Below are 14,295 nucleotides of genomic sequence, written 5' to 3' on the forward strand. Positions count from 1 at the left end.
CCGAAGGGGGCCCACGCCGAGCGTGGACCCCCTTCGGGTCGGCCGATCACGGCTCGAACTTGTATCCCAGGCCCCGCACCGTGACGATGAAGCGGGGTGCCGACGGCTCCGGCTCGATTTTGGAGCGCAGCCGCTTGACGTGCACGTCAAGCGTCTTGGTGTCGCCGACGTAGTCGGCGCCCCAGACCCGGTCGATGAGCTGACCGCGGGTCAGCACCCGGCCCGCGTTGCGCAGCAGCAGCTCCAGCAGCTCGAACTCCTTGAGCGGCAGCTGCACGGCCCCACCCTCGACGGTCACCACGTGCCGCTCGATGTCCATCCGGACCGGGCCGGCGGCCAGCGTCGGGGCGCCCGCCTCGGCCACCTCCGGGCTCTGCCGGCGCAGCACCGCGCGGATCCGCGCGACCAGCTCCCGGGGAGAGTACGGCTTGGTGACGTAGTCGTCGGCGCCGATCTCCAGGCCGACCACCTTGTCGATCTCGCTGTCCCGCGCGGTGACCATGATGATCGGCACGGCCGAGCGCTGCCGGAGCTGCCGGCACACCTCGGTTCCCGACATCTCGGGCAACATCAGGTCGAGCAGCACGATGTCGGCGCCGGTTCGGTCGAACTCGGTGAGGGCGTCGGTGCCGGTCGCGGCGACCGAGACCTCGAAGCCCTCCTTACGGAGCATGTACGACAGGGCGTCGGAGAACGACTCCTCGTCCTCGACCACCAGAACGCGGCTCAACGGGGATTTCCTTTCCATTGCTGTCAGACCTGCCGAAGCTCGGCCGGACCGGCCTCGATCCCAACCGGCGGCAGTGTCGCCAGCAGGTCGTCCGGTGGGCTGGCGGGCAACCGTAGGGTGAACGTCGATCCACCCCCAAGAGTGCTCGACACCTCCACCCGACCGCCATGGTTGCTCGCGATGTGTTTCACGATGGCCAGGCCGAGCCCGGTGCCACCGGTGGAGCGCGAGCGGGCCTGGTCGGCCCGGTAGAACCGCTCGAAGATCCGGTCCACGTCCGTCGGGGCGATGCCGATGCCCTGGTCAGCGACCGCGACCTCGACATGTTCGCCGTCACCGCGGAGGGTGACCCGCACCGTGGTGTCCTCGCCCGAGTAGTTGATGGCGTTCTCCACCAGGTTCGCCACCGCCGTGGCAAGCTGACTGTCGCTGCCGTACGCGGTGAGACCCCGCTCGCCGTCGACCGTCACCTCGACCCCCCGGGCGGCGGCCGTGGTGCGGGTGCGGTCGACCACCTCGGCGATCACCCAGTCGAGCGCGACGGGCTCCGGTGGCGGCTGCGGCTCGGCGCCCTGGAGCCGGGTCAGCTCCAGCAACTCCTGCACCAGCCGGCCCAGCCGGGTCGACTCGTGCTGGATCCGTTCGGCGAACCGGCGGGCGGCGACCAGGTCCTCGGAGAGGTCGGGTACCGCGGCGTCGGCCGGCTCGGTGGCGTCCAGCAGCGCCTCGGCGAGCAGTTGGAGCGCGCCGATCGGTGTCTTGAGCTCATGGCTCACGTTCGCCACGAAGTCACGTCGCACCCGGGTCAGGCGGTGCGACTCGGTCACGTCGACCGCCTCCACGGCGATGAAGCCGTTCCCGAGGCCCATGGCCCGCAGGTGCACGCCCAGCGGGTTCTCACCTGCGCTGTCGCGACCCCGCGGCAGGTCCAGCTCGATCTCGCGCCGCACGCCGGTGCGCCGCACCTGGCCAGCGAGAGTACGGATCAACGGGTGCGCGGCGATCGAGCCCGGGGTGCTGCCGGTACGCAGCAGACCCATCGCACGGGCGGCCGGGTTGATCAGCACGGGCACGTCGTCGTTGTCCAGTACCACGACACCGGCCCGGAGCGAATCGATCGTCCGGCGGCCGAGCCCGGCCTGCTGCTCGTCGGCTATCGCGGGCCTCCCCCTGCTCCAGCGGGAGCTCGCGCTGCCCGTCGACGTGGAGCGGCCGCGCGCCGGCAGGAACCGGGGCAGCAGAAGGCCGACGACCAGTCCGGCCGCCAACGCCACGGCCACCACGACCGTCACCGCCCACTCCACCCGGCGATCGTAGGGTCATTGTTAACCTGGCTACCACACAGAACGGGACGAACCACCCGCACTTCCGGAAGTGTTCACCCCCACGTCTGGCGTCGTTCACCGTGGTTCATCCGGGATCCGTTCACGCGCCCTACCGTTGGCGTCGCACCTGCTCAACCCCTGCGCCGGCACCCGTCGGCGGCGACCGACCACAGGACGTGATGATGCGCGACGAGTTCCGGGCCGACCTCCAGATCGTCAGCCAACTGCTGGTGGACATGGCGGAGGGCGTCCGCGCTGCCATGCGCCAGGCCACCCGGGCCCTGCTCACCGCCGACCGGCAGGCCGCCGAGACGGTCATCGAGCGGGACGCCGAGATCGACGACCTCTACCGGCACGTCGAGGAGCGGGTGTGTGACCTGCTCGCCCGGCAGGCGCCGGTCGCCTCCGACCTGCGTGCCATGATCACCGCGCTGCACGTCGCGGCCGACCTGGAGCGGATGGGCGACCTGGCCGACCACGTGGCGAAGACGGCGCTGCGGCGGCACCCCTCGCCCGCCGTACCGGCCGAGCTGCGGACGATCTTCACCGAGATGGCCGACATCGCCGACCGGATGGCGGCGAAGATCGGTTCGGTGCTGGCGAAGCCCGACGTCGACCTGGCCGGCGAGTTGGACCGGGACGACGACGCCATGGACGAGCTGCACAAGAGCCTGTTCTCGGTGCTGCTCGGCGACGACTGGCCGTACGGGGTGGAGACCGCCATCGACGCCACCCTGCTGGGCCGCTTCTACGAGCGCTTCGCCGACCACGCGGTCAACGCCGGCGAGCACGTGATCTACCTGATCACCGGTGAGAGCACGCCCACCGGCAACTGACACCCGTCAGAAAGGGGCCCCCGCGTCGCGGGGGCCCCTTTCGCTGCTCTCAGCGGCCCTGGTTGGCGACCGCGGCGGCGGCTGCCTTCGCCGCTGTCGGGTCGAGGTAGGTGCCGCCCAGGGTGAGCGGGCGCAGCTGCGGGTCGAGGTCGTAGCGCAGCGGGATGCCGGTCGGGATGTTCAGCTTGGCGATCGCCTCGTCGGAGATCTGGTCGAGGTGCTTCACCAGGGCGCGCAGCGAATTGCCGTGCGCGGCCACCAGCACCGTCCGGCCGGCCAGGATGTCCGGCACGATCGAGTCGTACCAGTAGGGCAGCATCCGCTCGACGACGTCCTTGAGGCACTCGGTACGCGGCATCAGCTCGGTCGGCAGCAGCGCGTAGCGCGGGTCGCCCACCTGCGACCACTCGTCGTCGTCCGCGATCGGCGGCGGCGGCGTGTCGTACGACCGGCGCCAGAGCATGAACTGCTCCTCGCCGTACTCGTCGAGGGTCTGCTTCTTGTTCTTGCCCTGCAGGGCGCCGTAGTGCCGCTCGTTGAGCCGCCACGACCGGCGCACCGCGATCCAGTGCCGGTCGGCGGCGTTCAGCGCCAACTCGGCGGTGCGGATCGCCCGGCGCATCACGCTGGTGTGGACGACGTCCGGCAGCAGGCTGTGCTCGCGCAGCAGCTCACCGCCGCGCCGCGCCTCGCCCTCGCCCTTCTCGGTCAGGTCGACGTCCACCCAGCCGGTGAAGAGGTTCTTGGCGTTCCAGTCACTCTCGCCGTGCCGCAGCAGGACCAGCGTCCCGACGGTGGGCCCCTCGCTCGCAGTCATGCGGATCATCCTGCCTCAACCCCGTACCGGACACGCGGGCACCCGTCGTGACGACCACCACGTGATAAAGCGGATGACCTGTGAATCCGACCGCCACTAGGGTTGTAAGGCGCTGTAGTCAGATCGGTCATTACTTGCAAGCGGGGGCACCACGTGCGGACGATGCGGAGCTGGTTCCGGGACACCACCGGCGGCCTGCCGGCCACCTTCTGGTACCTGTGGTCGGGGACTCTGATCAACCGGCTCGGCTCGTTCGTCCTCGTCTTCCTCGCCATCTACCTGACCCAGGAACGCGGCTTCTCCGCCTCCCAGGCCGGCCTGGTGCTCGGCCTGTGGGGTGTCGGCGGCGCGGTCGGCACCACCGCCGGCGGCACCCTGGCCGACCGGTGGGGCCGCCGACCGACGCTGCTCACCGCGCATGTCGGCGCGGCGGCCATGATGCTCGCCCTCGGCCTGGCCCGTGACCTCTGGGCGGTGGCGCTGGGTGCGCTGCTGCTCGGCATGTTCGCCGAGGCGGCCCGGCCGGCGTTCGGGGCCATGATGATCGACGTGGTGCTGGCCAAGGACCGGCTGCGCGCGTTCTCGCTCAACTACTGGGCGATCAACCTGGGCTTCGCCTGCGCCGCCATCCTCGCCGGTCTCGCCGCGCAGGCCGACTACCTGCTGCTGTTCGTGGTCGACGCGGGCACGATGCTGATCACCGCGTTGATCATCTTCGCCCGGGTGCCGGAGACCCGGCACGGCGGATTCACCGTCGCGGCGACCACGGCCCCGCGCGGCGCCCTGCGCACCATCCTCAGCGACCGGGTCTACCTCGGCTTCGTGGCTCTGAACCTGTTCGCCGCGATGGTCTTCCTCCAGCACATCTCGATGCTGCCGATCGCCATGGGCGACTCCGGCCTGAGCCCGGCCACCTACGGCTCGGTGATCGCGCTCAACGGCTTGCTCATCGTCGTCGGCCAACTCTTCGTGCCCCGACTGATCCGGGGTCGGAACCGCTCGCAGGTGCTCGCCCTCGCCGCCGTGGTGATGGGTGTCGGGTTCGGGCTGACCGCGTTCGCCGGCAGCGCCTGGTTCTACGGGCTGACGGTGCTGATCTGGACGGTCGGCGAGATGCTGAACTCGCCGTCCAACTCCACGCTGATCGCCGAACTCTCCCCGGCCGAGCTGCGCGGTCGCTACCAGGGCGTGTTCGGGCTCTCCTGGCAGATCGCCGGGGCGAGCGCGCCGATTCTCGGCGGCCTGGTGCGGGAGCACGTCGGCAACGCGGCGCTCTGGTTCGGCTGCGCCGTGATCGGCGTACTGACGGCGGTGGCCCACCTCGCCTCCGGTCCGGCCCGGGAGCGGCGTGCCGTCGCGCTGCGCCACGCCGCCGACGCGTCCGCACCGGTCAGCACCCGCGCTGCGGCGTCGCACCCCGCCGAGGCGGCAGCCTGAGCCCGGTGTGACCGCTGAGACGAACGGCTCATGATCAGGAACCCGACTGGCGCAACCCGGCCCGACTTCCTACCGTCCAGGAGAAACGGTTAAGAAACCGAACTGTCGGGAGGTCGGATGCACGCCCTGCGGCGCTGGTGGCAGGACACCGCGGGCGGGCTACCCGCCACCTTCTGGTACCTCTGGGCGGGTTTGCTGATCAACCGCGCTGGCGCGTTCGCCATGCTCTTCCTGTCGCTCTACCTGACCGACGCCCGGGGCGCCAGCGAATCGGTGGCCGGCACCGTGGTCGGGGCGTACGGGGCCGGCGGGGCGGCCGGCGCGCTGCTCGGCGGGGTGATGGCCGACCGGTGGGGTCGCCGGGCCACCCTGCTCGCCGCCCACCTGGCCACCGCCGCCCTGATGGTGGCACTGGCCTTCAGCCGGCCCCTGCTGCTGATCGCGGCGCTCTCCGCACTGGTCGGCGTGGTGCACTTGATGCCCAGCCCCGCCTTCGTGGCGGCAATCGTCGACGTGGTGCCGGCGCAGCGCCGCTCACGCGCGTTCAACCTCCAGTTCTGGGCGTTCAACCTGGGCATGGCCGTCGCGTCGCTGCTCGCCGGCGTGCTGGCCGAGGCGAGCTTCACCGCACTGTTCCTGGTCGACGCCGGCGCCACGCTGACCGCCGCCGCCGTCATCGCCTGGAAGGTGCCGGAGACGCTGCGACGGGCCGGCCCGGCCGCGCCCCTCCCGCCCGCCGGCCAGCAGGGGGCCGGCCGCTCCCGTCGACAGGGGCTGCACACCGCGCTCACCGACCGGACCTTCCTGATCTTCGTCGGGCTCACCTTCGTGCTGGCCGTCCTCACCCTGCAGACCTCGACGATCATGCCGCTGGCGATGCGCGCCGACGGTCTGGGACCGTCGGCGTACGGGGCGGTGGTGGCACTCGGGGGCGCGCTGATCGTGCTGGGGCAACTGTTCGTGCCCCGGCTGATCGACCGGCACCGCAAGGACGTCGTGCTGGCCATCTCCACGGCCCTGCTGGCGGTCGGCTTCGGCGTGCTCGCCGTCGCCGACCACCTGGGCGTCTACCTCGGTGCGGCGGTGGTCTGGACGGTCGGCTCGATGCTCGCCGCGCCGCCCAACGCGCAGATCAACGCGGATCTGGCGCCGCCGCAACTGCGCGCCCGGTACCAGTCGGTCTTCTACCTGACGTTCCCGGCCGCGGCGTTCGTCGCACCCACCCTGGGCGGGGTGAGCCTGCAGCACCTCGGTGACCGGCACTGGCTGATCGTGGGCGGGCTGGGCCTGCTGGCCGCGCTCGGGCACCTGCTGGCCGGGCCGCCCCGTGACCGGCACGTCGCCGCGATGCGCCGGATGGTCGACCGGGAGCCGGCGCCGCGCGGGGACCGCGTCCAGACGGGCTGACCGTACGACGGCAAAGCGCCCACCATGTCCCGAAGGTCATGGTGGGCGCTCGCCGGTGGGGCCGGCGGCGGCGGGCAACACTCACCCCCGTAAGCATCGCCCGCTCGCGCCGCCGGTCCAAACAGGTGGGCACCGTCCCCCAACGGTTGATCCACCCGTCCCCTCGCACCTCGCCTGGTGCGCGGATCTGATCGATCCGCCGCTCCCCCGAACGTTTCCAAGCGTGGCGCGGTGCAATAAAGCTAGTTCGGCCGGATTCTGGATTCAACCCAGATGGGTGTCTCGCCGGTCACAACTGACGAGTATCCCCAGCTCGGGCCTCGGTCTGTGGCAACAGCCGGGTACCCGTCGGGCATTCCCTCAAACACCTCAGCCGTCCTCACGATCGGGTGACTCGGTCCGGAAGAAGTTGCTCTGCCGGCCGTCACGCATCTGCTCCTGATAGATCAGGTTGAGCCGGCGCAGATCAAACGTGTGAAACCACTCATCCCAGGGGATCTCACGAATCCGGCTGCTTTCCCGGTAGCCGGGGATGTTGAAGGTCAACACTCCGGCCCGACCGTCCCGCTCAGTGCCCGCGATGGTCGCCGGCTTCGCGCCACGCTCCCGCGCCCAACGTTGGATCACCTCGTGATTCGCGGTGATCAGGCTCCGTCCCGGCCGCTCCGGCCGGTCCGCCGTCGACGAGATCACCTGCGAGCTGCGGACCGACCGTCCGCTGCCCCGTCCGGTCCGGATCCCACCGGCCGTCGTGCCACCAGCCGCCGGCCGGCTCGCCGTGGCCCGCTTGGTGGGAGCCGCCCGCTTCGCCGTGGCCCGCTTGGCGGGAGCCGCCCGCTTCGCCGGCGCCGCCTTCGCCGTGGCCCGCGTGGCAGCCGGTCGCGACGGCGCCTTCTTCGCGGGCGCCTTTCGCGCTGGCGCGGCACGCGCGGTCGTCGACGTCCTGCGAGCGGCGGTCGACCTGGCCGCTGTCGTCTTCTTCGCCGCGGCCGTCTTACGGGCCGCCGTCGATGTCCGTGCGGTGGTCGTCCGCTTCGCAGCGGTCGACCTGCTCGCGGCGGTGGTGCGCTTGGCAGGGGTGGTCCGCTTCGCCGCTGTCGTCTTCTTCGCCGCTGTCGTCTTCTTCGCGGCGGCCCGCTTCGCGGGAGCGCTCTTGTTCGCGGGCGCAGCCTTTGCGCGACTCGGTGCCGCCCTCGACGCCGACTTCTTCGTCGCGGCGGCCCGACCGGCCGACGCCCTGGTGCCGGCGGCCCGACCAGCCGGTCCGGTACTGCGCCGGCCCGCCCCACCGGCGTCCGAACGCATCGAACGCACCAACTGTTTCACCAGGTCAGGCTTGCGCATCGCGGAGATCCCAGAGACCCCGCGTTTGCGCAACTGCCCGCGGATGTCGTCCACCCGCATCCGGGAGATCTCCGACTCGGAGATCCCGGGTGTCGCCGGGCTCTGGTTGCCGGCCTGCCGTCTGGTCCTGGTCGCAGTCCCGCCGCGACCTGAGCTGTTCCGCTGAGCCATGGGATGCTCCGCTCCTCGACACTCCGTCCTCGGCGCGCGGGGGTCCCTCTGCCGCACCGCGCGGTGCGGCATACCCAGCAAGGGCAGTCCGAACCCTCCGTTCGTCGCCGCCCGCTGTGACGGTAGGGATTGAGCCGGGCGCACCCGTACCCCACACATCCTTTGCTCTGCTTACACCCAGGCAACGCTCGGAGCCCGTAAGTGTTGCGTCGGTTGAAGCAGAGCAAAGGAGGCGTCCCACCACCTCGGCCCGGAAGCCCGCCTGATAAACCCCGCAGTCGGGGCGCAGGCCCCCGCGCGTGGAGCCGCCGAGAACGCCAGTTGTCAGGCGGGGCCGGGGCCGGACGGCTCGAAGAGGTGGGCGAAAGCGGCCAGGTTCGCGGTCGACTCGCCGCGCTTGACGCGCCACTCGTACTCGCGCCGGATCGAGCTGCCGAAGCCGATCTCCAGCATGGTGTCGAAGGACTCGTCGGAGTAGGTAAGCACCGAACCGAGCAGCCGGTCCAGCTCGTCGGCGTCCACACCGGCCGGGTTGACCCGCCCGGTCAGGTACACGTCACCGACCGCGTCGGTGGAGAAGGAGACCCCGTACATCCGGGCGTTGCGCTGCAGCAGCCAGGCCCACAGCTCCTCGCGCCGCTCGTCGGGCTGGCGCATGACGAACGCCTCGATCCGCAGCGCGTGCTCACCGACGATCAGGTTGCAGATCGTCTTGAGCTTGTGGGTGCCCGGCAGGGTGATCGCGTACGAGCCGGGGCCGGTCGACTCCCAGGCCAGGTCACGTTCGGCACACACCGACTCGATCAGGGTCGCAAGATCGCTCTTCGGGCTCACCGGACCCACTCTACGACCGCCCCGGCCCACGCACCGGATGACGACCGGCCCGCGGTCACCCACCAGCACGATCGGCGCGCGGTCAGCACCGGCACGATCGGCGCGGGGTCACCACCGGCACGACCTGTCCCCGGTCACCAGGAGCAGGAGAGGGCGGGGCCTCCGGCCAGGTCGGCGGCGAGGCGGGCCCGGCGCGCGGCGATCGCCTCGCCGTAGACGTCGAGCAGGCCCGTGACGGTGCGGTCCCAGGAGAAGTGTCGGGCGTGCTGCGCGGCGCCGCGGGACAGCCTGGCCCGCAGGGCCCGGTCCGGCAGCAGGCGGCCCAGGGCGCGGGCCCAGTCCACCGGGTCGTGCCCGTCGATGAGCACCCCACTGGCCTGGTCCCGAACGGCGGTGACCAGACCACCGACGGCGGCGGCCAGCACCGGCGTACCGCAGGCCTGCGCCTCCAGGGCGACGAGCCCGAAGGATTCGTTGTGCGACGGCACCGCGACCAGATCGGCGGCCCGGTACAGGGCCGGCAGGTCGTCGCCGGTACGCGGCGGCAGGAAACGGACCCGGTCGGCGACGCCGAGCGTCGCGGCCAGCTCGATCAGGGCGGTCGGCCGGTCCAGTCCGCTGCCGCTGGGCCCGCCGCAGATCACCACGGTCACCTCGTCGGCCAGGGCCGGATCACGCTCGCGCAGGGCGGCGATCGCGCGGATGAGCACGTCCGGCGCCTTGAGTGGTTGGATCCGACCGACGAAGGCCACCACGTACCCGTCGACCGGCAGCCCCAGCCGGCGGCGGGCGGCGCGGGCGGCCATGAACCGGTCGCCCGGCGCGGGCCGGAACCGGGCCAGGTCGACGCCCGGCTGCACGACGGAGACCTGGTCGGGGGCGGCGTCGTACCGCTCGACGAGGTCGCGGGCCTCCACCCGGGTGTTGGCGACCAGCTGGTCGGCCTCGGCGACGACCTGCTCCTCGCCGATCACCCGAGCCTTCGGTTCCGGCCGGTCGTCGGCGGCGAGTTGGGCGTTCTTGACCTTCGCCAGGGTGTGCGCGGTGTGCACCAGCGGCACTCCCCAGCGCTCCTTGGCCAGCCAGCCGACCTGCCCCGACAGCCAGTAGTGGGAGTGGATCAGGTCGTAGTGCCCGGGTGGGCGGGACGCCTCGGCGCGCAGCACCCCGGCGGTGAAGGCGCAGAGCTGGCCGGGCAACTCCTCCTTGGTCAGCCCTTCGAGCGGACCGGAGGTGATGTGCCGGACCTGCACGCCGGGGGCCATCTCGACCACCGGGGGGAGGTCACCCGAGGTGGCCCGGGTGAAGATCTCCACCTCGACGTCGGCCTCGGCGAGCCGCCGGGCGACCTCCAGGATGTAGACGTTCATCCCGCCGGCGTCGCCGGTGCCCGGCTGGTGCAGCGGGGAGGTGTGCACCGACAGGGTGGCGATGCGGCGGGGCCGGGGCCACGGTCGGGCACCTCGCTGACGACCGACACCGGTGTGCAGTTCCGCCACGTCCGCTCCTTCAGTCACGGTTAATGCCGTCTCGCACGACCGGCGCTTCTCGGTCAACCTGTACGCCGGATGTCATCTTCCCCATCGGGCTACGGAAATGCGTCGGCGCGGCCGGCCGGGGTGACGGACCTCATCAACCGTCGGCCCGCACGGCGAAGCCCCGCGCCCGATCGCAAGGCCTCGGACGACCGGGGCGACAATGACCGGATGACCTCTGTCGCCATCGTCACCGGAGCGTCCAGCGGGATCGGAGCGGCCACCGCCCGCCGGCTCGCCGCCGAGGGTTTCCACGTGCTCGCCGCCGCCCGCCGCGCCGAACGGCTCGCCGACCTGGTCGCCGAGATCACCGCCGCCGGCGGGCAGGCCACCGCGGTGACCTGCGACGTCACCTCGGACGAGTCGGTGGCCCGGTTGGCCGAGGCCGCCGCCCAGGCGCCCGGGCCGGTCACCCTCCTGGTGAACAACGCCGGCGGAGCACGCGGGCTGGACCCGGTGGAGTCCGGCTCGGTCGCCGACTGGCAGTGGATGTACGACGTGAACGTGCTCGGCACCCTGCGGGTCACCCAGGCGCTGCTGCCGGCGCTGGAGGCGTCCGGTTCCGGCACCATCGTGGTGGTCTCCTCCACCGCCGGCCTGACCGTGTACGAGGGTGGCGGCGGCTACACCGCGGCGAAGCACGCGCAGACCGCCATCGCCGGCACGCTCCGCCTGGAGCTGTGTGGCCGGCCGCTGCGGGTCATCGAGATCGACCCGGGAATGGTGAAGACCGACGAGTTCGGGCTGGTCCGCTTCGAGGGCGACGCCGAGCGGGCGGCCGCCGTCTACGCCGGGGTGCCGGGGCCGCTGGTCGCCGAGGACGTCGCCGACTGCATCGCCTGGTGCGCCACCCGCCCGGAGCACGTCAACATCGACCGGCTGGTGGTCCGGCCACGGGCGCAGGCGGCGCAGCACAAGGTGCACCGGGTCTCCTGAGTCGGGGACAGGACCGATGAGCGGGGCTCCACGACGCCGACCGCTCGGCGTGGTCACCCGGGGCACCACCAACCCGAACCGGCTGCGCCGGGTGGACAACTGGATCGTCGCGACCTGCGCCGACCGGCTGCGGGCGGCGGTCGATCCGCTGGTGGTGGACCTCGGGTACGGCGCCACCCCGGTGACCGCCGTGGAGTTGCGGGCCCGGCTTGCCGCCGGGGTCCGTCGGGACGTACGCCTGGTCGGGCTGGAGATCGACCCGGCGCGGGTGGCCGCCGCGACGCCGGCCGCCGACCCGCCCGGCCTGACCTTCGCCCGGGGTGGCTTCGAGTTGGCCGGGCTCCGGCCGGTGCTGGTCCGCGCGTTCAACGTCCTGCGCCAGTACGACGAACGCGAGGTGCCCGACGCCTGGCGCACGATGACCGCCGCGCTCGCTCCGGGTGGGGCGCTCGTCGAGGGCACCTGCGACGAGCTGGGCCGGCTGGCGAGCTGGCTGCTGGTCGACGCGGACGGCCCGCGGACGCTGACCCTGGCCGCGAAGCTCACCACGCTGGGCAGTCCCGCCGAGTTGGCCGAGCGGCTGCCCAAGGCGCTGATCCACCGCAACGTCCCGGGTGAGGCGGTGCACGACCTGATCCGGGCCCTGGACGACGCCTGGCAGGCTGCGGCCCCCTACGCCACCTTCGGTCCACGGCAGCGCTGGCTGAGGGCCGTGGGCAGGCTGCGGGACGACGGCTGGCCCGTGCGTGACGGCCCGCACCGCTGGCGGCACGGCGAGCTGACCCTCTCCTGGCCCCTCCCCTGAGCGGGGTGGGGTCAGAGGGCGCAGTTGATCAGGACCGGCTCGGGGTGCAGGGTCACCCCGAGGCGGGCGTGCACGGTGTCACGGATGGTGCCGGCGAGGGTGAGCAGGTCGCTGGTGCTGGCCGTGCCGCTGCGATTGGTGAGGGCGAGGGTGTGCTTGCTGGAGATGGCCACGCCGTCCGGGCCGGGGTGGCCCTTGGTGAAGCCGGCCTTGTCGATCAGCCAGGCCGCGCTCACCTTGACCAGGCCGTCCGCCCCGGGCCAGGACGGGGGCTCGCCCAGGTCGGCGGCACGCTCCCGGAGCAGCTCGTACGTCGCCCGGTCGAGCACCGGGTTGGTGAAGAAGGAGCCGACCGAGCGGGTGTCGGGATCGGCGGCGTCGAGCACCATGCCCTTGCCGGCGCGCAGCCGCAGCACCGTCGCCCGCGCGTCGGCCAGCGGCACCCGCTCGCCCACCTCGACCCCGAGCGCCCGGGCCAGCTCGGCGTAGCGCACCGGGCCGGACAGCGGCGAGCGGGTGAGCCGGAAGTCGACCGAGAGCACCACCCAGCGGTCCTGGTACTTGAAGATGCTGCCCCGGTACGCGAACCCGCACTCTGCCGCGGGGACGATCCGACGGGTGCCGTCGAGCCGGTCGTACACCTCGACGCCGGTGATCGTCTCGGCGACCTCCTGGCCGTACGCGCCGACGTTCTGGATCGGGGTGGCGCCGGTCGAGCCGGGGATGCCGGAGAGGCACTCCAGGCCGGCCCAGCCGTTGCCGATCGTCGCGGCGACCAGGTCGTCCCACGGCTCGCCGGCCTCGACACGTACGGTGACCGACTCGGCGTCCTCGGTGAGGACCCGCAGGCCACGGGAGCGCACCAGCACGACCGTGCCGGGGAAGCCGGCGTCGCCGATCACCACGTTGCTGCCGCCGGCCAGAACCAGGATCGGCTCGTCCGTGACCTGGACCGCCCGGATGATCTCGTCGGCGCTGGTCGCGGCCACGATCCGCCTGGCCGGCCCGCCCATCCGTAGCGTGGTGTAACCGGCCAGTGGACCCGGGATGGCACGATCGGCTTCGGTTGTCGGCTGGGCGTAGGCGTCTGACACGTCTTTCACCTTAGGCTGATGGGCAGCCGTGGCACCTACTGGTGGCCCGGCACCCCCGGGAGGATGGCGATGAGCAGACTGCAGGGCAGCAAGGACTTCTGGATTGGGGCGCTGCGGGCCGAGGGCCCGGCGTTCGCCGCGGCGGTCGCCGAGGCGCCGCCGGAGACACCCGTGCTGTCCTGTCCGGGCTGGACAGTCAATGATCTCACCCTGCACCTCGCGGGCATCTACCACTGGGTTTATTCGTTCGCCGGGTCGGGGCAGACGGAGGTGCCGGCCCGCCGGGACGCGTCCGTGGCACCCTCGGGCCTGAGCGCGCTCCAGCTCTGGCAGCAGGGGTACGACCAGCTGATGACCCTCTTCGACGGGCTCGACCCGGAGGCGCCGGCGTGGAACTGGGCGCCGCAGCCGAAGAAGGCCGGCTTCTGGCCGCGCCGGATGGCACACGAGACGGCGGTGCACCGCTGGGACGCCCAGCTCGCCATCGCCGCCGGTGAGCCGGTCGAGGCCAAGCTCGCCGCCGACGGGGTGAGCGAGGTGCTGGACACCTGGTTGCCGGCCGGCCGGCGGCAGGTCAAGGGCGACTGGCACGGGGTGGTGCAGCTCGCGGCGACGGACGCGGATCAGGAGTGGTATCTGCGGCTGCGCGGCGAGGGGGTGGCGCTGCTCGACACGGCGACCATCTTCGACCACGACGATCACCACGCCCGCGCGCAGGTCAGCGGCACCGCGAGCGATCTGCTGCTGGCGCTCTGGGGGCGGGTGAGCTTCGAGACCCTCGACGTCACCGGCGACCGCGCGCTGCTGGACGGGCTGCGTACCGGCTGATCTGACACCGGGCGCGGCCCGGCCGACGTGACGAGGGCGTCACCCCCGTCGGGGTGACGCCCTCGTCGTGCGTCCGGTGCTGCCCGCGCAGATTCGAGAGAGCGCTCTCTTGACACTGCCCGGGGAACCCACCACCCTGACGTGAGAGCGCTCTCTTGGCCTTCTTCCACCACCTGACCACCTTGAGAGAGGTCCA

At 72.1% G+C, this 14,295-nt stretch carries 13 protein-coding genes; 6 read left to right on the forward strand and 7 right to left on the reverse strand.

All coding sequences use genetic code 11. From position 1 onward, the window contains the following. Window positions 1-46 precede the first annotated feature (46 nt). Window positions 47-730 carry a response regulator transcription factor gene (locus ABZT87_RS13180; protein WP_039906992.1) on the reverse strand — a complete coding sequence of 228 codons (684 nt, stop codon included), beginning with the start codon at window positions 728-730 and terminating at the stop codon, window positions 47-49. 23 nt (window positions 731-753) lie between these two features. Then, window positions 754-2,034 (reverse strand): ATP-binding protein, encoded by a 1,281-nt coding sequence (locus tag ABZT87_RS13185; protein ID WP_355064515.1) that lies wholly within the window; start codon window positions 2,032-2,034, stop codon window positions 754-756. Between the two features lie 203 nt (window positions 2,035-2,237). Here ABZT87_RS13185 and phoU point away from each other — a divergent pair, with 203 nt between their 5' ends. Continuing rightward, window positions 2,238-2,891: a phosphate signaling complex protein PhoU gene (gene phoU, locus ABZT87_RS13190; RefSeq protein WP_354854540.1), complete on the forward strand. Its 654-nt coding sequence runs from the start codon at window positions 2,238-2,240 to the stop codon at window positions 2,889-2,891. A gap of 49 nt (window positions 2,892-2,940) precedes the next feature. Here phoU and ABZT87_RS13195 read toward each other — a convergent pair whose 3' ends face one another. Next, on the reverse strand, window positions 2,941-3,708 hold the full coding sequence (locus tag ABZT87_RS13195) for a phosphoglyceromutase (RefSeq protein ID WP_354854542.1): 768 nt from the start codon (window positions 3,706-3,708) through the stop codon (window positions 2,941-2,943). 153 nt (window positions 3,709-3,861) lie between these two features. Here ABZT87_RS13195 and ABZT87_RS13200 point away from each other — a divergent pair, with 153 nt between their 5' ends. Next, window positions 3,862-5,145, forward strand: coding sequence for an MFS transporter (locus tag ABZT87_RS13200; RefSeq protein ID WP_355135579.1), 1,284 nt, complete (start codon window positions 3,862-3,864; stop codon window positions 5,143-5,145). A gap of 117 nt (window positions 5,146-5,262) precedes the next feature. Then, window positions 5,263-6,552 carry an MFS transporter gene (locus tag ABZT87_RS13205; protein WP_355064511.1) on the forward strand — a complete coding sequence of 430 codons (1,290 nt, stop codon included), beginning with the start codon at window positions 5,263-5,265 and terminating at the stop codon, window positions 6,550-6,552. Window positions 6,553-6,921: 369 nt separating this feature from the next. Here the strand turns inward: ABZT87_RS13205 and ABZT87_RS13210 are convergent, their stop codons facing one another. The 3 genes from ABZT87_RS13210 to mshA all read right to left on the reverse strand — a co-directional run bounded on the left by ABZT87_RS13210 (window position 6,922) and on the right by mshA (window position 10,400). Further along, the gene (locus tag ABZT87_RS13210; RefSeq protein ID WP_355135913.1) at window positions 6,922-7,956 is read right to left on the reverse strand and encodes a hypothetical protein; all 1,035 of its coding nucleotides are present in this window, start codon (window positions 7,954-7,956) and stop codon (window positions 6,922-6,924) included. Window positions 7,957-8,391: 435 nt separating this feature from the next. Beyond that, a complete protein-coding gene (locus ABZT87_RS13215) occupies window positions 8,392-8,901 on the reverse strand; it encodes a YbjN domain-containing protein (protein WP_354854549.1) in 510 nt (169 codons plus the stop codon). 134 nt (window positions 8,902-9,035) lie between these two features. Next, the gene (mshA, locus tag ABZT87_RS13220; protein WP_355135581.1) at window positions 9,036-10,400 is read right to left on the reverse strand and encodes a D-inositol-3-phosphate glycosyltransferase; all 1,365 of its coding nucleotides are present in this window, start codon (window positions 10,398-10,400) and stop codon (window positions 9,036-9,038) included. Between the two features lie 207 nt (window positions 10,401-10,607). On the opposite strand from mshA, the gene ABZT87_RS13225 reads away from it, so the two are divergent. Both ABZT87_RS13225 and ABZT87_RS13230 read left to right on the forward strand, forming a co-directional pair. After that, window positions 10,608-11,372: an SDR family oxidoreductase gene (locus ABZT87_RS13225; protein ID WP_354854553.1), complete on the forward strand. Its 765-nt coding sequence runs from the start codon at window positions 10,608-10,610 to the stop codon at window positions 11,370-11,372. A gap of 16 nt (window positions 11,373-11,388) precedes the next feature. Beyond that, complete coding sequence (locus ABZT87_RS13230; RefSeq protein WP_355064507.1) at window positions 11,389-12,177, forward strand: class I SAM-dependent methyltransferase; 789 nt, start codon at window positions 11,389-11,391, stop codon at window positions 12,175-12,177. 11 nt (window positions 12,178-12,188) lie between these two features. Here ABZT87_RS13230 and ABZT87_RS13235 read toward each other — a convergent pair whose 3' ends face one another. Further along, complete coding sequence (locus ABZT87_RS13235; protein WP_355135583.1) at window positions 12,189-13,271, reverse strand: UDP-N-acetylmuramate dehydrogenase; 1,083 nt, start codon at window positions 13,269-13,271, stop codon at window positions 12,189-12,191. A gap of 69 nt (window positions 13,272-13,340) precedes the next feature. On the opposite strand from ABZT87_RS13235, the gene ABZT87_RS13240 reads away from it, so the two are divergent. Continuing rightward, complete coding sequence (locus tag ABZT87_RS13240; RefSeq protein ID WP_354854558.1) at window positions 13,341-14,099, forward strand: maleylpyruvate isomerase family mycothiol-dependent enzyme; 759 nt, start codon at window positions 13,341-13,343, stop codon at window positions 14,097-14,099. The last annotated feature ends 196 nt before the right edge of the window (window positions 14,100-14,295 follow it).

It is taken from the genome of Micromonospora sp. NPDC005237 (assembly GCF_040607775.1).
Taxonomy (GTDB): Bacteria; Actinomycetota; Actinomycetes; order Mycobacteriales; family Micromonosporaceae; genus Micromonospora.

Coding starts and splice junctions, on each gene's coding strand:
- ABZT87_RS13230 (WP_355064507.1), top strand. CDS start 11,389: ATGAGCGGGGCTCCACGACGCCGACCGCTCGGCGTGGTCACCCGGGGC.
- ABZT87_RS13240 (WP_354854558.1), top strand. CDS start 13,341: ATGAGCAGACTGCAGGGCAGCAAGGACTTCTGGATTGGGGCGCTGCGG.
- ABZT87_RS13195 (WP_354854542.1), bottom strand. CDS start 3,708: ATGACTGCGAGCGAGGGGCCCACCGTCGGGACGCTGGTCCTGCTGCGG.
- ABZT87_RS13225 (WP_354854553.1), top strand. CDS start 10,608: ATGACCTCTGTCGCCATCGTCACCGGAGCGTCCAGCGGGATCGGAGCG.
- ABZT87_RS13205 (WP_355064511.1), top strand. CDS start 5,263: ATGCACGCCCTGCGGCGCTGGTGGCAGGACACCGCGGGCGGGCTACCC.
- ABZT87_RS13210 (WP_355135913.1), bottom strand. CDS start 7,956: ATGCGGGTGGACGACATCCGCGGGCAGTTGCGCAAACGCGGGGTCTCT.
- phoU (WP_354854540.1), top strand. CDS start 2,238: ATGCGCGACGAGTTCCGGGCCGACCTCCAGATCGTCAGCCAACTGCTG.